Source organism: Frigoribacterium sp. CFBP 13712, from assembly GCF_014842255.1.
In the GTDB taxonomy this organism is placed as follows: Bacteria; Actinomycetota; Actinomycetes; order Actinomycetales; family Microbacteriaceae; genus Frigoribacterium.
On sequence record NZ_JACYVH010000013.1, the window covers coordinates 1 to 21078 of the forward strand.

Annotated in this window: 19 protein-coding genes; 7 read left to right on the forward strand and 12 right to left on the reverse strand. The window is 71.7% G+C overall.

From position 1 onward, the window contains the following. From IFT51_RS14395 to IFT51_RS14405, 3 genes are all read right to left on the reverse strand, one after another. Positions 1-1148: hypothetical protein (locus IFT51_RS14395; protein WP_192061783.1), on the reverse strand; the 1148-nt coding region annotated here is incomplete at its 3' end. Positions 1149-1216: 68 nt separating this feature from the next. Beyond that, complete coding sequence (locus IFT51_RS14400; RefSeq protein ID WP_192061784.1) at positions 1217-1642, reverse strand: hypothetical protein; 426 nt, start codon at positions 1640-1642, stop codon at positions 1217-1219. Between the two features lie 101 nt (positions 1643-1743). Continuing rightward, the gene (locus tag IFT51_RS14405; protein ID WP_192061785.1) at positions 1744-4104 is read right to left on the reverse strand and encodes a hypothetical protein; all 2361 of its coding nucleotides are present in this window, start codon (positions 4102-4104) and stop codon (positions 1744-1746) included. 249 nt (positions 4105-4353) lie between these two features. Here IFT51_RS14405 and IFT51_RS14410 point away from each other — a divergent pair, with 249 nt between their 5' ends. From IFT51_RS14410 to IFT51_RS14425, 4 genes are read left to right on the forward strand one after another with little or no spacing between them, the layout of a single operon-like run. Further along, positions 4354-5487, forward strand: a complete 1134-nt coding sequence (locus IFT51_RS14410; protein WP_192061786.1) for an ABC transporter substrate-binding protein — start codon at positions 4354-4356, stop codon at positions 5485-5487. An 11-nt stretch (positions 5488-5498) separates the two neighbouring features. After that, the gene (locus tag IFT51_RS14415; RefSeq protein WP_243214110.1) at positions 5499-6416 is read left to right on the forward strand and encodes an ABC transporter permease subunit; all 918 of its coding nucleotides are present in this window, start codon (positions 5499-5501) and stop codon (positions 6414-6416) included. Then, positions 6413-7378 (forward strand): ABC transporter permease, encoded by a 966-nt coding sequence (locus tag IFT51_RS14420; protein ID WP_371740824.1) that lies wholly within the window; start codon positions 6413-6415, stop codon positions 7376-7378. The genes IFT51_RS14415 and IFT51_RS14420 overlap by 4 nt, the downstream gene beginning before the upstream one ends. Further along, on the forward strand, positions 7375-8448 hold the full coding sequence (locus IFT51_RS14425) for an ATP-binding cassette domain-containing protein (protein WP_192061787.1): 1074 nt from the start codon (positions 7375-7377) through the stop codon (positions 8446-8448). The genes IFT51_RS14420 and IFT51_RS14425 overlap by 4 nt, the downstream gene beginning before the upstream one ends. Before the next feature lie 75 nt (positions 8449-8523). Here IFT51_RS14425 and IFT51_RS14430 read toward each other — a convergent pair whose 3' ends face one another. From IFT51_RS14430 to ribB, 3 genes are read right to left on the reverse strand one after another with little or no spacing between them, the layout of a single operon-like run. Beyond that, complete coding sequence (locus IFT51_RS14430; RefSeq protein WP_341850019.1) at positions 8524-8940, reverse strand: SRPBCC family protein; 417 nt, start codon at positions 8938-8940, stop codon at positions 8524-8526. Next, the gene (locus IFT51_RS14435; protein WP_192061789.1) at positions 8940-10151 is read right to left on the reverse strand and encodes a lysophospholipid acyltransferase family protein; all 1212 of its coding nucleotides are present in this window, start codon (positions 10149-10151) and stop codon (positions 8940-8942) included. Before IFT51_RS14435 ends, IFT51_RS14430 begins: the two co-directional genes overlap by 1 nt. Beyond that, a complete protein-coding gene (gene ribB / locus IFT51_RS14440; RefSeq protein WP_192061790.1) occupies positions 10151-10834 on the reverse strand; it encodes a 3,4-dihydroxy-2-butanone-4-phosphate synthase in 684 nt (227 codons plus the stop codon). Before ribB ends, IFT51_RS14435 begins: the two co-directional genes overlap by 1 nt. Before the next feature lie 194 nt (positions 10835-11028). Here ribB and IFT51_RS14445 point away from each other — a divergent pair, with 194 nt between their 5' ends. From IFT51_RS14445 to IFT51_RS15660, 3 genes are all read left to right on the forward strand, one after another. After that, positions 11029-13239 (forward strand): MMPL family transporter, encoded by a 2211-nt coding sequence (locus tag IFT51_RS14445; RefSeq protein ID WP_192061791.1) that lies wholly within the window; start codon positions 11029-11031, stop codon positions 13237-13239. Continuing rightward, complete coding sequence (locus tag IFT51_RS14450) at positions 13236-13775, forward strand: MarR family transcriptional regulator (protein ID WP_197982084.1); 540 nt, start codon at positions 13236-13238, stop codon at positions 13773-13775. Before IFT51_RS14445 ends, IFT51_RS14450 begins: the two co-directional genes overlap by 4 nt. A gap of 64 nt (positions 13776-13839) precedes the next feature. Next, entirely contained in the window at positions 13840-14556 is a 717-nt protein-coding gene (locus IFT51_RS15660) for a Rho termination factor N-terminal domain-containing protein (RefSeq protein ID WP_243214116.1), read from the forward strand. Positions 14557-14622: 66 nt separating this feature from the next. On the opposite strand, the gene IFT51_RS14460 is transcribed toward IFT51_RS15660, so the two are convergent. The 6 genes from IFT51_RS14460 to IFT51_RS14485 all read right to left on the reverse strand — a co-directional run bounded on the left by IFT51_RS14460 (position 14623) and on the right by IFT51_RS14485 (position 21042). Beyond that, on the reverse strand, positions 14623-16476 hold the full coding sequence (locus IFT51_RS14460; RefSeq protein ID WP_192061792.1) for an immune inhibitor A domain-containing protein: 1854 nt from the start codon (positions 16474-16476) through the stop codon (positions 14623-14625). Between the two features lie 190 nt (positions 16477-16666). After that, positions 16667-17422 carry a 5'-methylthioadenosine/S-adenosylhomocysteine nucleosidase gene (gene mtnN / locus IFT51_RS14465; RefSeq protein ID WP_192061793.1) on the reverse strand — a complete coding sequence of 252 codons (756 nt, stop codon included), beginning with the start codon at positions 17420-17422 and terminating at the stop codon, positions 16667-16669. Further along, positions 17419-17871: an S-ribosylhomocysteine lyase gene (locus tag IFT51_RS14470; protein WP_192061808.1), complete on the reverse strand. Its 453-nt coding sequence runs from the start codon at positions 17869-17871 to the stop codon at positions 17419-17421. The genes mtnN and IFT51_RS14470 overlap by 4 nt, the downstream gene beginning before the upstream one ends. Positions 17872-18113: 242 nt before the next feature. Further along, positions 18114-18956 (reverse strand): ATP-binding cassette domain-containing protein, encoded by an 843-nt coding sequence (locus IFT51_RS14475; RefSeq protein ID WP_192061794.1) that lies wholly within the window; start codon positions 18954-18956, stop codon positions 18114-18116. Continuing rightward, complete coding sequence (locus tag IFT51_RS14480; RefSeq protein WP_192061795.1) at positions 18953-19984, reverse strand: iron chelate uptake ABC transporter family permease subunit; 1032 nt, start codon at positions 19982-19984, stop codon at positions 18953-18955. Before IFT51_RS14480 ends, IFT51_RS14475 begins: the two co-directional genes overlap by 4 nt. After that, positions 19981-21042, reverse strand: a complete 1062-nt coding sequence (locus IFT51_RS14485) for an iron ABC transporter permease (protein WP_192061796.1) — start codon at positions 21040-21042, stop codon at positions 19981-19983. The genes IFT51_RS14480 and IFT51_RS14485 overlap by 4 nt, the downstream gene beginning before the upstream one ends. Positions 21043-21078: the final 36 nt, after the last annotated feature.

Consider the following 21078-nt stretch of genomic DNA (forward strand, 5'->3'; position numbering starts at 1 on the left):
ATGAACTTCAACTCGGAGGTCTCACCACGCACCAGCTCCGTGGCCGGGACCTCGAGCGTCGAGACGGACTCGAGAGCGTCCAGGATCGAGACCGGAGCGCTGCCCGCGGTCTGGAAGTTGCCCTGGGCCGAGACACCCGAGAACTCGAAGGCCATCTTGTTGCCGGGCACGTCGACCGCGTCGACGGCCGTCTCGACCTTCACCGTGTACTCGTAGTCACGGTTCGCACCGACCGAGATCCCGTGATCGGTGTTGTCGAAGGTCAGGGTCTTGCCGTCGTTCGAGACGACGCCGTTGCGCAGGACGTTCTCGTCCCAACGGCCCCAGATCTCACCATCAGGCGCATCGCGGTAGCGCGACGTCGCGGTCGACTGCTCGGGGAATGTGGTCCCCTCGGGCGCGGTCAGCACCACCTTCGGCGCGAAGCCCGTGTGCGCCTGCGTGTTGCGGACGACGAACTTCACATCCGTCACGGCACCGCGGACCAGCTCGACCGACGGCACCTCCAACGCCGACACCGACCCGAAGTCGCCGGGAATGGAGACCGGGGCGCTACCAGAAGCCTGGAAGTCACCCTGGGCCGAGACACCCGAGAACACGAAGCCCATCTTGTTGTCGGGCACGTCGAGGGCGTCGGCGGCCGTCTCGACCTTCACCGTGTACTCGTAGTCACGGTCCGCTACAGCGGTGATGCTGTGGTCGCTGTTGTCGAAGGTCAGGGTCTTCCCGTCGTTCGAGACGACGCCTTCCTTGAGGTCGTAGCCATCCCAGACCAACCAGCCGTCCGCGGTCGTGGCCTTGTACCGGCTCGACGCCGTCGCCTGCTCGGGGAACGTCGTCCCCTCCGGTGCGGTCAGCACCACCTTGGGCGCGAAGCCCAGGTGCTCCTGGGTGTTGCGAACCATGAACTTCAACTCGGAGGTCTCACCACGCACCAGCTCCGTGGCCGGGACCTCGAGCGCCGAGACCGAACCGAAGTCGTCGGTCGAGGCGTCGGCGGCGGGGGTGTTCGCGCTGGTGACGCTCATGGACGCAGCGGGAGCGGCGACGGCCCCGGGGCCGAATGCGAGCCCGGAGACGACGGTCGCCGTCGCGAGTGCGGCCGCGCCCAGGCGCTGCGCCGGGGTGTTCTTCTTCTTGTTCTTCATGTGGCGGTCTTTTCTTTCTTTCGGGCCGTCGAGGGACGGCGTGAGGGGAGAGGTCTGTCGGCGCGGGGTCATCGGGCGCTGACGGTGATGTCGTCGGCGCCGGTGGCGACCTCGGGGGCGTCTCCGCCGTGGGTGACGGTGTTGCCGAACGAGAGGTTGTTGATCGTCTCGACGGACTCGACGTCGACGGTGTTGCCGTCGCTCTCGAGGATCAGGTTCGTGACCGGGCCGAGGGTGATGGTGTTGCCCGAGCCGATGATGTCGACGGTCTCGCAGCCGTCGGGCAGCTCGTACTCGGTGTCGTTGTCGACGAACGTGGCGATGCCGTCGATGCATTCGCCGGTCGGCTTCGGGAAGTCGGTGGCCGCGGCGGTCTCCGAGGAGGCGGGGGTCGGCGTGGCCCCGTCGGCCTCGGTCGTGCCGCTGGTGCAGCCGGTCAGTGCCAGCGCGGCGAAGGTGATGCCGGCGGTGGTGGTGAGGAGTGTGCGGCGCATGGTGGTCCGTTCTGTCGTGTGGTGGCGAGCCGGGCGGCACGCCGGAGGGGAAGCTGAGAGGGAAGAGGAGGGCGGAGCAGAGACGGCCTGAGTGCCGAGCGTCACCGGCCCACCCCGAGGCGGATCTCACGCCGGCCGTTGTCGATGTCGGCGCGAGCGCTGGTCACGGTGACGGTGACGGGCCCGGCACCGACCCATCGGCGTACGGTCCACGAGCCGTCGTACTGGACGGTGGCGACCGAGGGCGGTGTGGCTGTGCCATCGTCGATCGAGATGCGTGACCAGGTCGTGCCCGTGCCGGTGAAGGTGACCCAGCCGGCCTGCGCGTGGTCGTCGCCGTCGGCGGAGGTCGACACGACCAGTTCGCCTTGCGGCACCTGGTCGGAGTAGAGCCGGAGCTGCTGCTCGGTCGACTCGCCGCCCGTGGTCGTGTGCTTCACGGCGAAGGCGATCGAGCCGTTGCCGAGCCACCTCTGCAGCGACCAGCGACCGTTCTGGTCGACTCGCGCCTCCAGCGGGGCCAGGCCGGGCGCGGTCAGGGTGACCGTGTCGCCGGTGGATCCGGTGCCCGAGAAGGTGATCGCGCCGGGGGTGAAGGTGCCGCCGTCGGAGTGACTGCCGATCGTGAACGGCCGGTCGGTGGCACCCGTGTTGAATGCGACGGTCTCGGACCCGTTCTCGACGTCGGCCCGGGAGGACGTCACCGTGAACGTGGTCGGCTCGGTGCCGACCCACCGCCGTGCCGTCCACGAGCCGTCGTACTGCACGGTCGCGGTGGTCGGGGCGATGGCGTAGTCGTCGGCGATCGACACCCTCGACCAGGTCGTGCCCGTGCCCGAGAAGGTCACCCACCCCTGCGCCGCGTGCCCGTCGCCGTCGGAGGGGGACGCGAGGGTGAAGTCGCCCTCGGCCACGGCGTTCGAGAACAGACGGATGCCCTCGATGGTGTTCTCGCCCTCGGAGGAGGTGTGCGAGACGGACAGGGTGTAGGCGCCGTTGCCCAGGTAGCGGACCGCGCGCCAGGTGCCGTCGGGGCGGACCTCGGTCGAGACGGGGGCGCCCGAGGTCGGCGTGATGGTCACCGTCGCGCCGGGGAACCCGGTGCCGGTGAACTCGACCTCGCCCGGGGTGAAGCGATCACCGTCTGCGAAGTCGTCGAGGGTCCCGTCGCGGTAACGGTCGACGAACGAGACCGCCGAGCGACCGAAGACGTGGAAGGCTCCGCTGTTCGCCGTGCCGGAGTGCAGCAAGCCGAGCGAGCCCTGGTCGGCGACGCCGAACGGGGTGCGCACGACGGCCTCGAACCGCAGCCGGGACCCAGCCGGGAGGCGGAAGCCGCCGTTCGTCGTGTCGGCGTCGTAGGTGAGGGAGGTCGCGTCGGCCGACGGGGTGCCCCCGGTCAGACGCAGATAGGCGGACTCGCGCCAGTCGCGAGCCCCGGGCAGCAGGTAGGCCACCGGCCGATCATCGGCCGAGGCGAACGTCGTCCCGGCCGGCGCCGTGAAGGTGACCGTCGAGTCCATCGAGGTCAGCTCGGCGGTCGTCTCGACCTGGGCGGTCACCGCGCTGTCCAGCCCGCGGGGGATCTCGGCCGACGGCAGCTCGACGGGGGTGAACTCGCCGGAGGCCGCCGGGACCTCGACATCGAGCGTCGTCGTGCCGTGCACCTCGTCGTTCGGCAGGGTCTGGGTGACCACGAGCGAGGTGACGCCGACCTCGAGATCGGTCAGCGTGAGCGTGTACTCGCCGGTCTCGCCGACGACGACCGACTCGTCGCCGATCGAGACCGTCGACCCCGTGGAGGCGACCCCCGAGACCGCTGCCGAGCGCTCCATCGCGTCGACGACGGCCGACGCGGTGATCTCGCGCTCGGCGAGCATCGCCCCGTCGAGGGCCATCGGCCGCGTGTACGAGGCCCCGTCGACGGCGTGCACGTAGGTGCCGGCACCGCGCGGTGCGATCGCCCGTGCCGTGGCGGTCGACGGCGAGAGCGCCTTCGAGAAGCCCTGCCGCTCGGTCGTGTCGGTCCACTGCCAGTCCTGCTGGGCGGAGGCGTTGCAGCTCGCGATCGTGACCGTGCCGTTGCTCGGCGACGCCTTGGTCAGGCAGCGATCCGCCTTGTCGCCGACACCACGCACCGGGCCGACCTGGCCGACGGCCGGCACCGACCAGTAGTCGGCCTCGGCCTGCGCCTCGGCGAGGGTTCCGCCGCCGCCGGTGCGCATGGTGTCGGGATCGGCTCGGAGGCCGAAGGCGTGGGTCTCGCTCTGGACGATCGCGAGAGGCCCGACGAGGCGGGTGGATTCGGAGGCGATGACGACGGGCGTGCTGCCCGAGGCCCTCACCGACGGGTCGCCCGGCGAGGCGTCCGCGGCAGCGGCCGCTCCGTCGGCGATGCCGCCGAGCACGGTCGCCGTGGCGAGCGCGACTGCTCCGACTCGGAGTGCGGTCCTTCTCGTCATGTGTTCTGGTCTCCCCTGGTGTCATGCCCGGCGGGTCCCGGTGACAATGCGTCAAATATTACCAGAGGAATTCGTATATCGCATGCTAATACGTGTGATGGATGAGCTAGGACGACTCCTGCCGTTCATCTGCGCGACGTGCGGCGGCATCCCCACCGTCGCCGCGCCTCCCTACGGTGCTCGTGGGTCGACCGGCACCCCTTCGTCGCTCCCCGCGACGAGCCTCGGCCCCGCACCCGAAGGATCCCGATGCTCGCCAAGCGCCACCTCGCCGGAGCCGCCACCCTCGCCGCCCTGGCACTGGGCCTCACCGCCTGCTCGTCCGCCGACGCGGGGAGCTCAGGAGGCGCGGCGGGCGACACCGACGCCGCCACCGCCACCAGCGCGGAGGACTTCGGCGGCATGGACCAGCTCGTCGCCGCCGCCGAGGCGGAAGGCGAGCTGAACGTCATCGCGCTGCCCGACACCTGGGCGAACTACGGCGAGATCATCGACGCCTTCGAGAACGAGTACGACATCACCGTCAACTCGGACAACCCCGACGTGTCGAGCGCCGAGGAGATCACCGCGGCGCAGAACCTGAAGGGGCAGGACGGCGCCCCCGACGTCTTCGACCTCGGCTCGGCCGTCACCCTCGAGAACCTCGACCAGTTCGCGCCGTACAAGGTGACGACCTGGGACGACATCGCCGACGATCGCAAGGACGCCGACGGCAGGTGGGTCTACGACTACACCGGTCTGATGTCGATCGGCTACGACGCCGACGCCGTGCCCGAGCCGACCAACCTCGACGACCTGCTCGGCGACGAGTACAAGGGCAAGGTCGCCCTGAACGGCGACCCGACCCAGGCCGGCGCCGCAGCGGCCGCGATCCAGTGGGCCGCCCTCCAGGACGGCGGCAGCGTCGACGACATCACCCCCGGTGTCGATTTCTTCGGCGAGCTGAACGACGCCGGCAACTTCCTGCCGACCGACCCGACGCCCGCCACCATCGCCTCGGGCGAGACCCCCGTCGTCTTCGACTGGAGCTACAACAACCTGGCCGCCGCGGCCGACGCCGGCGGTCGCGACTGGAAGACCGCCGTGCTGCCCGGCACGGCCCTCGCCAGCTACTACAACCAGGCCATCAACGTCGACGCCCCGCACCCCGCGGCCGCCCGCCTGTGGCAGGAGTTCATCATGGGCGACACCGCCCAGAACCTCTACCTCGCCGCCGGCGCCTACCCCGTCCGACTCGACGCCATGGTCCAGGCCGGCACGGTCGACCAGGGCGCCCTCGACGCGGTCGGCGAGCAGCCCGCCGACACCGTGCAGTTCACCAGCGAGCAGACCGAGGCCGCCTCGGCGGTCCTGGCCGAGCGCTGGGCCGCCGTGATCGGCTGATCGTGACGACCGTGGCGAGAGGGGCGGAGTCGTCGACCCGCGCCTCCTCGACCTCCGGCGGCGCCGACTCCCCCCGGGGCCGGCGCCGCCTGCCGGCGTGGTGGGGGCTGACCCCGTTCGCGCTCTACGTGCTGGCGTTCCTGGTGCTGCCGTGCCTGCTGGCGCTCGGCACCGGCTTCGTCGACGGCGACGGCCGGTTCACCCTCGACAACATCGCCGTGCTCGGCGAACCCAGCGTGCTGCGCGCGTTCGGCAGCTCGGCGCTGGTCTCGGGCGTGACCGCCGTGGTCGGCGCCGTGCTCGGCGCCGTCGTCTGCTGGGGCCTCACCGCCCTCCGCCCCGACGGGCTCGTGCGCGGGTTCGTCGACTCTGCGGCCAGCGTCCTCGCCCAGTTCGGCGGCGTCATGCTCGCGTTCGCCTTCACGGCCACGATCGGCATCCAGGGGGTCGTCACGCAGCTGCTGCTGACCCGCTTCGGCGTCGACGTCTTCGCCGACGGGGTCTGGTTCTACCAGGTGCCCGGCCTGCTGCTGCCCTACATCTACTTCCAGGTGCCGCTGATGGTGATCACCTTCATGCCGGCCGTCACCGGACTGCGTCCGCACTGGCAGGAGGCGGTGGCCACCCTCGGCGGCACGGGGTGGCAGCACTTCGCCCGCGTCGTGGTGCCCGTGCTCACGCCCGCATTCGTCGGCAGCCTGCTGCTGCTGTTCGCGAACGCGTTCTCGTCGTACGCGACCGCCGCGGCGATCATCAGTCAGGGCGCCCAGATCGTGCCGCTGCAGATCCGCGCGGCGCTCGTCAGCGAGACGGTGCTCGGTCGCGAGAACGTCGCCGGAGCCCTCGCGCTCGGCATGGTCGTCGTGATGGTCGTGCTGATGTCGCTGTACTCGGTGCTGCAGCGCCGGACCGAGCGGTGGCAGCGGTGACCGGCGTCGGCGTGTCGACCCGTGCCTCCTCGGGGCGCGCCCCCTCGGCGGACGGACCTGCCAGCCGCGCTTCGACGACGGCCCGCAGGATCGCCCTCGGCGTGGTCGGGGTGGTGTTCGCCGTGCCGATCGCCGCGATGGTCGCGTTCTCGCTGCGGAGCGCTGACGGCAGCGGGCATGACCTGCACCACTGGCTCGCGATCGTCGACCCCGAGAACGAGCGGGCGTATCGCAACCTCGTCGAGGGCGTGACGAACTCGCTGGTGCTGGCCGTCGTCGCCGCGCTGCTGGTGCTCGCGCTGCTCGTGCCCGCCATGGTGCTCGTGCACCTCCGCTACCCGCGACTCGCGCGCCCGCTCGAACTCGTCTGCCTCGTGCCGATCACGGTGCCGGCCATCGTGCTCGTCGTCGGGCTCGCGCCGGTCTACTCGGTGGTGACGCGCATCGCCGGGTCGGGCGCCTGGACCCTCGCGCTCGCCTACGGGATCACCGTGCTGCCCTACGCGTACCGGGCCGTGCAGTCCGACCTCGCCGGGACGGATCTGCGCACCCTCACCGAAGCGGCCCGCACCCTCGGGGCCGGCTGGGCGCACATCTCCGTGAGCGTCGTCGTGCCGACGCTGCGCCGGGGGCTGCTCGCGGCCGCGTTCATCACCGTCGCCGTCGTGCTCGGCGAGTTCACCATCGCGTCGCTGCTCAACCGCGTGACGCTGCAGACGGCCCTGGTGCAGGTCTCGCGGAGCGACCCGTACGCCGCGGTCATCTTCGCCCTGCTGGCGCTGGGCTTCGCGTTCGCACTGCTCGTCGTGATCGGGCGCGTCGGCACTCGCGGACCGGGCGCCTCGCCCGCGGTCTCGGCAGGCACCGCGCCTCCCGCCGGTCGGGCCGGTGCCGCCGCCCCTGCCGCGCCTGCCGCTGCACCCGCCCCTCCTGCTCCGCCCGCTCGAAAGGCCCGCCCGTGACCGCCACCCTCACCGCCCCCATCGACGTCGACCGGCGCGGTGGCGCGGCCGTCGAGTTCCGCTCGGTCGTCAAGGACTTCTCGGGGCACCGCGCGCTCGACGGCGTCTCGCTGTCGCTCAGGCCGGGCGAGCTCGTGGCCGTGCTCGGGCCGAGCGGCTGCGGCAAGACCACCGCGCTGCGGGGCCTGGCGGGTCTCGAGAGCGTGACGAGCGGCAGCATCACGATCGACGGCGACGACGTCGTCGGCGTGCCGACCCATCGCCGAGACGTGGGCATGGTCTTCCAGGCGTACTCGCTCTTCCCGCATCTGACGGTGCTGCAGAACGTCGAGTTCGGTCTCCGGATGCGCCGCGTCGGGCGCACGGAGCGCACGAGCCGTGCGCGCTCGATGCTCGAGCTGGTCGGCCTCGGCGACCTCGGCGAGCGCTACGCCCACCAGCTCTCGGGCGGGCAGCAGCAGCGCGTCGCCCTGGCCAGGGCCCTCGTCACCCGGCCCCGCGTGCTGCTGCTCGACGAGCCGCTCAGCGCCCTCGATGCGAAGGTGCGGGTGCATCTGCGCGATGAGATCCGTCGGATCCAGCGCGAGCTCGCCATCACGACGATGTTCGTCACCCACGATCAGGAGGAGGCGCTCGCCGTCGCCGACCGCGTCGCCGTCATGCGGGCCGGGTCGATCGAGCAGATCGGCACCCCCGAGGAGCTCTACCGCGAGCCGTCGTCCGCGTTCGTCGCGGAGTTCGTCGGCACGAGCAACCGGGTGCGGGCCGAGGTTGTCGACGGGCGCGTGCGCCTGCCGGGCTGCCGTGAGATCGAGGCGGTCGGGTCGCCGGCCGACGGCGCCGTCTGGGCCTGGGTCCGCCCGGAGGACGTCGTGTTCACCGACGATCCGCACGCGATCGCCGGCACGGTCGAGTCGGTGTCGTTCAGAGGGGCGGTCTCGCGGACGACCGTGCGGACCGACCCCGGCACGGTGCTCACCCTCGACCACCGCCCCGAGGTCGGCCGCCCGATCGGCACCGAGGTGCTCGTCTCGTTCGTCCCCGCCGCCGTGGCGGTCGTCCCGGTCTGATCGCCCCGGTCTGATCGCCTCGGCCGATCCGAGGCGGCCGGTCGACGTGAGCCGGGCGGCCGCCCCGGAGACCGATCAGCCGGCGCGTGCGTCGCCCGCCGTCTGGTCGAGCCTCTCGAGCCGCCACGACGGCACGGGTTCGAACGCCCGCCGCATCAGGCGGAGCACGGCGCCGCGGTGCTCCATCCGATGCGACACGAGGGTGCCGCCCGGCACCCTGTCCATCCGCCATTCGCCGAGCTCGTCGGCGCCGGGGGCCACGAGACGGTAGGCGACTCGTGCCGGCCCGGTCTCGAGGTACGTGATGTGGCCGCCGACCAGCCCTCGGATCCGGATCGGGTACGCCCGGCCGATCGTCGCGGGCCCAGGAGGCGCGGTGACGGACGACAGCGCCGGGTTCCAGTCGGCGACGGCCGAGACCTCGACGAGCACCCGCAGGACGTCCGCCGGGCGACGCCGCATCGAGCGGCTGGCCGAATGCACGACGGGCATCACGTCGCGGCCCCCCGCAGCTCGCCGACCAGGCGTTCGGCCCGGCGCACCCGAGACGCATGGTGCGGGTGCTGCGCCGGCGTCTCGGCCACGACCCGTCGCAGCTGCTCGAGCGCCTGCCGATGCCGACCGAGCCGCTGCAGGGCCTCGGCCGAGGCCATGGCGGTGCGGGTGGGGTCGGCGGCGTCGGCCGCGGCGACCGCGAACCGTTCGAGCGCCCGCTCGGCGCCGCCGCCGAGGGCCGTCGGCACGGCGAGACACCATCGACCCAGCAGGTAGTTGGCCAGCGGATGGGCGGGGGCCTCGCCGAGGAGGCGCGCGAGGCGTCCGCGGATCACCATCGCGACCACGAGACGGACCGGCCCCCGCCACCGGGTCGCCCGGAGAGCCGCGAGTCGGATCCGCTGCGTCCGCAGGTCGAGACCCCGACGCTCGACGGTGCCGACCACGGTGGTCAGCATGCGCAGTCGACGGAGCACCGCGGGGGCGATCCGCCCGTCGTCCGTCAGCTGGCGGACGATGGAGGCGTCGACGGCGTCGGCCGCGGGCGGCACGGGGATCGCCGACGAACGCGCTGCGTTCCGGGCCGCCCGGGCCACGAGCGACTCGACAACCGCCCGGCTCGACCCGGCGAGGGCCTGCGCCGCCTCGGGCTTCGTCAGTGTGGAGTCGACCTCGAGGGGCGCGCCGATCACGACGTCGACGCGACCTCGTCTGAACCACCGGTCGCCTTTGCGGAGCACGTCGGCGGTGCCGTGCAGACCGATGGGGATCATGGGCGCCCCGTGGGCGAGGGCGAATCGGAAGGCCCCGGGCTTGAACTCGCGCATCGGACCGCCGTCTCCGCGGGTGCCCTCCGGATAGACGCAGAGCCCGTCGCCCGAGCCGAGCACCCGCCGGACCTCGCGGAGGGTGTCGGGCCCGGGGACGTCGCGGTCGACCGGGATGCCGTACCAGGCCGTCGCCCACAGACGAGGGAACGGCCGGGCGAAGCTCTCGCGCTTGGTGAGGAACCAGACAGGACGGCCCCGGAGGGTCTGGACCACCACCTGGACGACGAAGTGGTCGAAGTAGCTGGCGTGGTTCGGGACGACGACGAGCGGACCGTCGAGCGGGATGTTCTCGAGCCCTTCGACGCTGCCGATGCGCCGTCGGACGATGCGCCACACCACCGACCGGGTCGCCCCGCGGATGACGCGGAGGGCCAGCATCAGTCGCGACCCTGCTCAGTGCGAGCCTCGTCGGCGCGGTGGCGGACGAGTTCCGCGATGCTCGTCAGCACGAGGCCGTGCTCGGCCGCGAACTCGCGCAGGGCGTCGAGACGGAGCATCTCGCCGTCGACCCCGATGATCTCGACGATGACGCCGGCGGGCGCGCACCCGGCCAGACGGGCGAGATCGACCGACGCCTCGGTGTGACCGGGTCGCTCGAGGACCCCGCCGGGGCGGGCGATCAGCGGGAACACGTGCCCGGGTCGGGCGAGGTCGTTAGCGTCGCCCGACACGGCGAGGTGGATGGTGGTCGCCCGCTCGGAGGCGGAGATGCCCGTGGTGACGCCGTGAGCGGGTGTGCCGTCGATCGACACCGTGAAAGCGGTCGACTGGTGGTCTTCGTTCTTCTCGACCATGGGGTCGAGTCGCAGCTCGGCCGCGCGCCCCTCGTCGAGCGCGAGGCAGACCAGGCCGCGACCGTGGGTGATCATGAAGTTCACGATCTGGGGTGTGACGTGCTCGGCGGCGACGATGAGATCGCCTTCGTTCTCGCGGTCCTCGTCGTCGACCACGACGACCATCTCGCCGCGGCCGATGGCGTCGATGGCGGCTCGGGCGTCGCTCAGGGGCGCGGCGCCGATGGCGGCGGGCGGTGCGTCGGGGGTCTCGGTCTGCAGGGTCATGGTGCTCCTCGTGAGGTGATGTGTCGCGTGGCGGGCTGTGCCAGCAGCCAGAATGTCAGATGTATGACTCCACAACAAATGTCGAGACATCTATCGGCCTCGAGCCTCGAATCGACGTCGGACCCGCTACGTGATACAACATGCATGTTCCATCATCTACCGGCGTCGTCCGACGCCCTCGACGGGAGACCGCCATGTCACGACCGAACCATCCCCTCCGGCGAGCACCTCGCCTCGTCCTCACCGCGTGGGTGATCCTGGTGGCGGTCGCCGCGGCCCTCGCCCTCCAGCTCGACGGCGCCCTGTCGGGCGGCGGCTTCACCGCACCCCGGGCGGAGGCGCTGGTCACCCAGGCGGGCATCGAACGCGACTTCGGCGACGCCCCCAACCAGGTCGTCGTGGTGCTCGACGGCGACGACGGCATCTCCCCCGCCGCGATCGACGAGACGACGGCGCTGCTCGCCGAGCATGGAGCGGTCTCCGTGACGACACCCGGGCAACGACCCGACTACGCGTCCGCCGACGGCCGGACGGTCGTGATCACCGCGGGCTTCGACGGCGACAACACCGTCGCTCAGAACCTCACCCCCGACCTGCAGGAGGGCGTCTCCGACCTGGCCGGCGGCGTCGACGGCTACGTGACGGGTCAACCCGCACTCGACTACCAGCTGAACGCCCACTCGAAGGAGGACGCCCTCCGGGCCGAGCTGATCGTCTTCCCCGTGCTGATCGTCGTCCTCCTCATCGTCTTCCGCTCGGTCGCCGCCGCCGTCGTGCCCCTGCTCATCGCCGGCTCCTCGCTCGCGATCGCCCTGGGAGCCGGCTACCTCATCGCCCGCGAGACCGACGTCTCGAACCTGTACTCGAACATCGTCTCGATGATCGGCCTGGCGGTGTCCGTCGACTACTCGCTGTTCATCGTGAAGAGATTCCGCGAAGAGCTGAGCCACGGTCGGAGCGTGCGCGACGCCGTCGACGTCGCGATGGCCCGCGCGGGTCATTCGGTGCTGTTCTCCGGCGCCGCGGTCATCGTGGCCCTGGCCGCCCTGCTCGTCCCCCGCGTCATGGCCTTCACGAGCATCGCCCTGGGCGGCATGATCGTCACCGCGGTGGCGCTGGTGCTCACGCACACCGTCCTGCCGTCGCTCCTGATCCTCCTCGGTCGTCGCATCGACTGGGGTCGCGTCCCCCTGCCCAGTCGTCGACCTCGCCGGGCGTCCGGATCCACCGCCGCCGACTCGACGAGCACCGGCACGGGCCTGCGCGGTCGTCCGAGCCCGACCCGCGCGATGTCGGCCGTCGTGGCCCTCGTCGGCGTCGTGGGGCTTCTCGCCGTGTCGTCGCCGGCCCTCGGCCTCTCGCTGCAGTCGCCGGTCGCGAGCGCCACCGTCCTCCCCGAAGACGACCCCGCTCGCATCGGACTCGACGTGGCCGCGGCCCGGATCGGCGTGGACGACCTGTTCCCGCTCCAGGTCGTCATCGGCGCGGACGACGCATCGGAGCTCGTCGACGACGTCGCGAAGGCCAGCCGCCTGCTGCAGGAGCACGCCGACGTCGCCTCGGTCACGAGCGTCACCACCTCCGGGATCGACCCGGCGCTGCTCCCCGCGCTGCTGGCCAGCGACGAGGCTCCCGCCGAGCTGGGGGCGCTGTGGGCCGAGGGCTCCGCGGGGACGGTCGCGCGCCTCCTCGTCACCACCGACGACGGACCGGACTCGGTCGAGGCGCACGACCTCGTCCGCGAGATCCGCGACGAGCTGCCCGACGAGCTCGGCTCGTCGTCGACCGTCGCGGTCGCCGGGGCGACCGCCCAGGGGCTCGACTTCGACGAGACGCTCGTCGACTCGCTGCCGACCATCGCCGTCCTCGTGTTCGTCGCGACGTTCCTGCTGCTGATCGTGGCGTTCCGATCCGTGACGCTCTCGCTGCTGGCGCTCGCGTTCAACGCGCTCGTCGTCGGAGCGAGCCTCGGGGCGCTCACCCTCGTGCAGTCGCTGACGAGCGACGTGCCGCTGAACTCCGTCACACCCGTCCTGCTCTTCGCCGTGATGTTCGGCCTGAGCATGGACTACATGGTGATCATCATCGCCCGGATCGCCGAGACCTACGAGCGCGGGGCCGTCTTCGGCTCGGCGGTGACCGACGGGCTGCGGGCGACCCGACCCATGATCAACAGCGCCGCCCTCATCATGATCGTCGTCTTCCTCGCGTTCATGACCGGGCAGATCAGCATCGTGCGCGAGATCGGCCTGGGGCTGGCGATCGCGGTGGCCCTCGACGCCGTCGTCATCCGCACGATCGTGCTGCCGTCCGTGCTGCGGGCCATCGGCCCGGGTGTCTTCGGGGCGCGGAGTCGTCGACGTCGATCGCAGCCCCAGACGGCGGGCGGTAATCTCGTGTCGTGACATCCTCTGGCGGACCCCGAGCCGAGCTGGCCCCCTCCGAGTTGCGCTACCTCGTGCTCGCCGCCCAGCGCGAAGGCAACCGAGCCGTGGCCGACGCGCTGGCCCCCGTCGGGCTGACGCCCTCGCAGGCCGAGGTCGTCGGGGTGCTCGACGACTCCGGCCCCCTGACGCTCAAGGCCCTGGGCGAGCTGATCGTCTGCGAGACCGGCAGCCCGAGTCGGATCGTCGACGCGCTGGTCCGCCGTGGGCTCGTCGCACGGGAGACGAGCCCCGACGACCGTCGCGCCGTCGTCCTCAGCCTCACCGACGACGGCCGGTCGCTCGTGCCGCACGTACGGGCGGTCGACGCGGGGATGGACGACGTGCAGGGTCGCACCTCGGGTGACGACCTGGCCGGGCTCGTCGCGGTGCTCCGCGGGTTCCTCGCCGGCTCGGCCAGCGCGGAGGTGCTCGACCGGCGATTCGGCCCCGACCGCGCGGTGGTCGGGGCCGCCCCGAGTTCTGACCGAGCAGTCTCCTCCGCCCCCACCGGCTGATCGGTCAGGCGCCCGAAAGGCAGGAGGGGGTTGTGCGTACACCTCGAGGGTCGACAATGTCGGAGTGAGCAAAAAGATCAAGACAGCCCTCAGAGATCTCGTCGACGCCCTCGAGAAGCACGCGGCAGTGACCGCGGAGCGACCGACCTCGTCCAAACGCGCTGGTCGTGCGACGGCGAAGGTCCGCTCCGCGGCCGCCGCCTACACGTCGATCGTCGCCGACAAGACCGGGCAGCCCAACCCGTTCGTCGACTTCCTCGACGACGAGACCGTCGCCTCGCTGCGCGCCGAACGCGACGCCGTCGCCCGCAAGCACGACGACAAGAAGTCGAAGGGCGACGAGAAGATCGCCGTCGCGCCGACCCCGTCTCTCGACGAACTCACGAAGTCGGAGAAGAAGGGCAAATCGGACAAGAAGGGCAAGTCCGACGAGAAGGGCAAGACGGACAAGAAGGGCAAGTCCGACAAGAAGGGCAAGTCCGACAAGAAGGGCAAGTCCGACGAGAAGGGCGAGTCCGAGAAGACTGACAAGAAGGACAAGTCCGACAAGCCTTCGAAGACCGCCCCCGTCGCGTCGTCGATCTTCGTCCCGCCGCTTCCCCCGGTCGTCACCGTCGACGAGACCGTCGCCGACGACACCGCGATCGACCCGTCTCGCGACCTCACCGCGATGACGCTCGTGCAGCTGCGCGCCCTCGCGCGCGAGGCCGGGCTCTCCGGGGTGTCGCGGGCGACGAAGGCGCAGCTGATCGAGCACCTGCACCGCGGCGCCACCAGCTGAGTCGACGGACGACGGGAGGCGCGGGTCCACTGGACCCGCGCCTCCTTCATGTCTCCCCGCGTGCGCTCAGTCGACGCGGAGGGTCATCATCCCCTGCTTGTTGCTCTGCAGGACCTGGATGGTCGTGCCCGATCCGGCGACCTTGACGGAGCCCTGCGGGTTCGACGCGTCGTAGTACGCGAGCGGGTCGCTGTCGTCGAACATCGACACCGCCGGTCGCGCCGGCGCGGTCATCGTCAGCGACGCGCCGCCGAGCTCGCGGTGCAGCGTGATCGGGTCGGTGCGCTGGATGCCGAACGTGGCGTCGAAGCTCTGGATCCGGTTGCGGGCGACCGAGCCGTCCGACCAGGTCAGCGCCGTCGGGTTCGCGTCGACCGGCAACGCGAGCCCCGCACCGGGGTGCTGCGCCGTGTTGTTGTTGGTCTGCGCGGAGTCCCAGTAGGTGATGCTGAGGCCGTCCTGATACGGGAAGTGCTCAACGCGGTCGGGCTGCGACTCGAGCCAGCCGAAGTTGTACGGACCGGTGCGCAGGGTGTCGTCGTAGCCGCCGTACTGCCGGTTCTCGGCGAGATAGAAGCGGGCGTTCCCCTTCTTGTCGAAGGGCAGCGTGACCACGACGGCCTGCGGCTTCTTCGTGGCGTGGAACGACGGGCCGATCTGGTGCGTCGACTTCGCCGCCTTCGGGCCGCCCACCGCGATCTCGTAGTCGAGCCAGCCGAGCTGCAGCTTCTCCCAGGCGCCCATCTGGTTCGGGGTCGTGCCGATCGCCCCGTCGCCGTGGCTCAGCCATGAACCCGAGCTCATGAGAGTCCAGAAACCGGTGCCGTTCTCGCCGCCGCTGGTGTCGTAGAGGTCGGGCAGACCCAGGTCGTGACCGTACTCGTGGGCGAAGACGCCGAGGCCACCGTTCTCGGGCTCGGTCGTGTAGTCGCGCACCCAGAAGTCGGTGTCGCCGATCTTGACTCCGCCGAACGGGTTGACCGCGGGGCCCGCCGTGCCCTCCGCGTCCTGACCGACCGCCCAGCGGTGCGACCAGATGGCACTCGAGTCGGCGCCCGCCTCCTCGCCCTCGCCGGCGTGGATGGCCTGGAAGTGGTCGATGTAGCCGTCGGGCTCGTCGAAGACGCCGTCGGCGTCGTAGTCGTAGCGATCCCACTGGTCGAAGGTCTGCAGGTACTCGGTGATCTGCGCGGCAGTCTTTCCGCGCGCGATCTGGTCGTCGTACCAGGCGTCGGCGGTGTCCTGCACGAAGCGGGTCATGTCGGCCTGACTCTCGGTCTCGCCGTAGCTGGCCGACGAGTACGGCACGGTGACCCAGTCGCTGACGTCGCCGTCGACCGTGTACCGGCCGCTCGACATCTCCTCGTAGACGCCCTTCAGCGACTCGCCCTGCTGGTCGAAGAACATGTCGAGGTAGTGGCCGCGGCTGAAGTCGTTGGTCCAGTACGTGGAGTTGTCGTTCGCCCTGTCGGGCTGGGCGATCTCGTTGTGGATCGGGCCGGCCGGCGCGTCGGCGTAGCGCGGGTCGACCTCGTCGCCGAAGTCGACGAGGAACGACAGGATCTGATCGCTCGACTCGACGCCGTACTGGGCCCACTGACCCGGCTTGATCTCGACCGACTCGCTGTCACTGCGCGCGCTCCGCTGCTGCGGCTCGGCCTGACCGGTGATCACCTGGGCCACCGCCTCGCGGTTCAGCTCGCGCTGGGCCTCGGCGGCGGGATCGGGACGATCGTCTCTGCTGCGGGGCGAGAGCTGACCGTCGGCACCGGGTGCCGCGGCGGCGGCGGATGCCGCGGCGGCTGAAGACCCGGCGGCGGACCCGGTGGTGGGAGCGGCGCCGGCCGGCGAGGCGAGCGAGGCGACGAGGAGCGACGCGAACGCCACTCCCCCGATCGCATTGACGTGGCGTTTCTTCACGAAGTGGACCCCTGTCGTTCATCCGAGAAAACTCTTAGGGAGAACATAGGTTCATGGGGACTTCGTGCACAGTGGGCACTTCAGAGGTCGACGGTGTCCCCCGAACGAGGGTGCCGGGAGCCGAGGAGGCGCGGGTCGACCCGACCCGCGCCTCCTTCATGCCCGATGGCGCGTCGGCGGACGCCGCCGGTCAGCGGCTCGCCAGGCCCCGCACCAGCGCGAGGGCGACGTCGGCCGAGCGCCCGGCCGTCAGGGCCAGGTTCTCGTCGTGCACGTCGTGGGCGTCGGGCCCCGCGAGATCGCTGACGCCGCGCACCGAGACGAACGGCACGCGATAGACGTGGCAGGTCTGCGCGATGGCCATCGACTCCATGTCGACCGCGTCGACGTCGACCACGTCGGCGAAGGCGCTGCGGACGCCGACCACCCGGTCGGCGGTCATGAACGCGTCGCTCGATGCGATCAGGCCGGGGCGCACGGCCCAGCCGGCCTCGGACGCGACGGACGTCCCGTAGGCGAGGGCCGCCTCCATCAGGTGGGCGTCGGCGTGGAAGCTGGCCGGCATGCCCGGCACCTGACCGAGGCGGTACCCGAAGACGCGCGCGTCGGCGTCGAGGTTGACGTACTCGGCGCCCGCGACCACGTCGCCGATCTCGATGCCGTGGCCCATGCCGGCCGCGGTGCCCGCGCTGACGACGGTCGGCACGACGCCGTCGAGCGCGCCCGCCCGCACGATGGCCGACGTCGTCGCACTGGCGGAGTTGACGAAGCCGATGCCGCCCTGCACGAGCAGCAGCTCGACCCCGTCGATCTCGACGACGCGCTGCAGCGAACCGCCGACCGCCACGGGCTCGTCGACCCGGGAGGCGCGGTCGACGAACGGCTGGGCCTCGTCGCTCATCGCGACGACGACGATGATCCGCGGGACGGCTGCGCCGCGGCTCATCGGGTGACGGTCGACCACTGGTCGCGGGCCGCGAGGAACCCGCGAGCGACCTCCTGTGCGGCCTCGAGCGAGTGGTTCGCACCCCAGCCGCACTGCGTCTCGTTCGCGGCCGGCACCTCGGTCGCCGTCGTGATGTCGGTCAGCGTGCCCTCGACGAGCGACATGACGTCGTCGATCTCGGGGGTGCCCTGCAGGATCAGGTAGAAGCCGGTCTGGCAGCCCATCGGCGAGAAGTCGATGACGTCGTTCGAGCGGTTGCGCGAGTGCTCGGCGAAGAGGTGCTCGAGCGAGTGCACGGCGGGCATCTCGAGGTGCGCCTCGTTCGGCTGCGTGAAGCGCACGTCGAACTTGGTGATCGTGTCGCCCTTCGGGAGCGTCTTGTGATCGGCGACACGGATGTAGGGGGCCGCGACGGTGCGGTGGTCGAGGTTGAACGACTCGACGTTCATCTTGGGCTGGGTCACGATGTCTCCTCTGCGCCCGGGGCGCGGTCTCGATGGGCGGATCACCCTGGGGGTGCAACGCCCGTACGAACCTAGGCCATTCCCTCCGGCCGTGTCGGCGGCGGCATCGAGGTGACGCGGAAGGGGCATCGTGCGGCGTGCAGGGGTCCCGTTGCGTCACCTCGATGCCTCGCGGGGGCGCGGGTGCAGGGGCGCGGCGGCGTCGGCCGGGGCGGGGCCGGGGCGGGTCAGCGGCGGCGGGGGACGACGAGGGGCGTGCCGGTGACGGGGTCGGGCACGATCAGGCAGGGCAGGTCGAACACGTCGGCGACGAGCTCTTCAGTGAGCACGTCGGCGGGTGCGCCGGTCGCCACGACGTCGCCGTCTTTCATGACGATCAGGTCGGTCGCGTACCTCGCCGCCTGGTTGAGGTCGTGCAGCACCGCGACCACCGTCGTCCCCTGCAGGTGCAGTCGGGCGAACAGGTCGAGCAGGTCGTACTGGTGCGCGATGTCGAGGTAGGTCGTCGGCTCGTCGAGCAGCAGCACGGGGGTCTGCTGCGCGAGCGCCATCGCCACCCAGACGCGCTGCCGCTGGCCGCCCGAGAGCTCGTCGACCGCCACGTCGACCAGCCCGGTCAGGTCGGTCTCGACGAGGGCGGCGTCGACGGCCTCGCGATCGGCCGCCGTCCACTGCCGGAACAGCCCCTGGTGCGGGTAGCGCCCGCGCGACACGAGCTCGGCCACGGTGATGCCCTCGGGTGCGGTCGAGGTCTGCGGCAGCAGCCCCACCGTGCGGGCCGCCTCCTTCGGCGGGACGGACGCGAGCTCGCGCCCGTCGAGCAGCACCGACCCCGACCGGGGCTTCAGGAGGCGCGCGAAGGCCCGCAGGAGAGTCGACTTCCCGCACGCGTTCGGCCCGACGATCACCGTGAACGAGCCGTCGCGGATCTCGGCGTCGACGGACTCGCTGACCGTCCGCCGGTCGTAGGCGAGGTGCGCGGACCGTGCGACCAGACGCGACGACGGAGCGACGGGCGCGGCGCCGGATCCGTCAGCAGCAGCGGCGGTGGTGGGGGTTCTCTCGGTCACACGGACCTCCGACTCTCTCCGACGAGCAGCGTGATCAGGTAGACCCCGCCGATGACGAGTGTGACGAGCCCGACCGGCACCGGGCTCGACGTGATGTGCTGCGCCACCAGGTCGGCGACGAGCAGCAGGACGGCGCCCGTGAGGGCTCCGGCGACGAGGGGCACGCCAGCCGATCGGACGAGACGCCGGGCCAGCTGGGGGGCGGCGAGCGCGACGAATGCGATCGGCCCGGTGCTCGCCGTCACGACGGCCGTGAGGGCGACGCCGACGACGACCAGGGCCAGTCGCGCCCCCTCGGCCCCGAGGCCGTGCGACCGCGCGGCGTCGTCGCCGAGCTCGAGCTGCCGCAGCGGGCGGGACAGCATCATCACGAGAGGGGTCAGCACGGCGATGAGCACGAGGGCGGGCACGAGCTGCGCCCAGCCGACGAGCGCGAGCGACCCGGCGCCCCAGAACGACGCGGTGAGGGCGACCTCGTTCTGCGCCCGCAGCAGCAGCCAGCTGTTGACGGAGTGCAGCAGCGCGGTCACGCCGATGCCGACGATGATCAGCCGCAGGCCCTGCACCCCGCCGCGGTAGGCCAGCAGATACACGATCAGCGCCGTCAGCAGCCCTCCGGCGAGGGCGCCTCCGGCCGTGCCGAGCGTCGACGACGCTCCCGTGACGATCACGACGATCGCGCCCGTGTACGCGCCGGTCGAGAAGCCGATCACGTCGGGCGAGCCGAGGGGGTTGCGGGTCAGCGACTGGAAGATCGCGCCCGAGACGCCGAGTGCGGCGCCGAAGACGAGGGCGGCGAGCACGCGCGGCAGTCGCCAGCCGAGCACGATGGTCGACGCGAAGCCGTCGCCGCCGGACAGGGCGCGGACGACCTCGATCGGGCTGAGCGGGTAGTCGCCGATGCCGAGCGCGACGATCGCCACGATGAGGGCGACGACGGCGAGCGCGATGGTCGCGATGCGGCGCCGACCCCGTGCCGTCGCGACGCGGCGGGGGCGGGGGCGTGGGCGTGGGCTCAGGGCGGTCATGCGCCGCCCACCCGGCGTCGACGGGCGATGGCGATCAGCACCGGGGCACCGACGGCGGCGGTCACGAGCCCGGCGGCGAGCTCCCCGGGAGGCGCGACGACGCGACCGAGGACGTCCGCCAGCAGCAGCAGCGCCGGTCCGAGCAGGGCCGAGAGTCCGGTGATCCACGGCTGACTCGGCCCGACCAGACCTCGGGCGGTGTGCGCGACGATCAGGCCGACGAACGCGATGGGCCCGACGATCGCGGTCGCGCCTCCGGCGAGGAGCGTGACGACGATCAGCGACAGCACCCGCACGGTCGGCACCGAGACCCCCACCGACGCGGCGTGCTCGTCGCCGAGCGAGACGGCGTCGAGCGGCCGGGCGGCGACGAGGGCCACGACGAGGCCGACGACGACGAAGGGGGCGACGGTGAGCACGGGCTCCCAGCCGCGGTCGGCCAGCGAGCCGACCTCCCAGGCGCGGACGGCGTCGAACCGGCGGGGGTCGGACAGCACGATGGACGACGTGATGCCTGCGAGGACGGAGCCGAGCGCGAGACCGGCGAGGGTCAGACGGGCTGGACCACCGCCTCCTCGGCCCGCTCCCCCGATGAGCGAGACCGCGACCGTCGCGAGACCGGCCCCGACCAGCGAGAACCAGACCCAGCCGCTCGCGGCGGAGACGCCGAAGAAGCCGACCGCGAGGGCGACGGCGAAGGCGCTGCCCGAGGTGACGCCGAGGATGCCCGGGTCGGCCAGGGGGTTGCGGGTCACCGCCTGGACGACGGCACCGGCCACCCCGAGACCCGCCCCCGCGACGATCGCCGCGACCGTTCGGGGCAGACGGAGGTCGAGCACGGCGGCGGCGTCGGCGGAATCGCGTGACGCGGTGCCGACGAGGATGCGGACCACCTCGTCGAAGGCCACGGGTCGAGCCCCGACGGCCAGCCCGAGGACGGCGGCGAGCACGAGGAGGAGGACGGCGATCACCAGGGCGAGCAGGCGGGTGCGGCGTCGGCGGACGCCGCCGGCCGGCCGCTGAGCGCGGTCGACCCCGTGGACCTCGGACGTCGCCATGCGGATTAGCTTAGGCTACCCTCACCTGAGACCCCG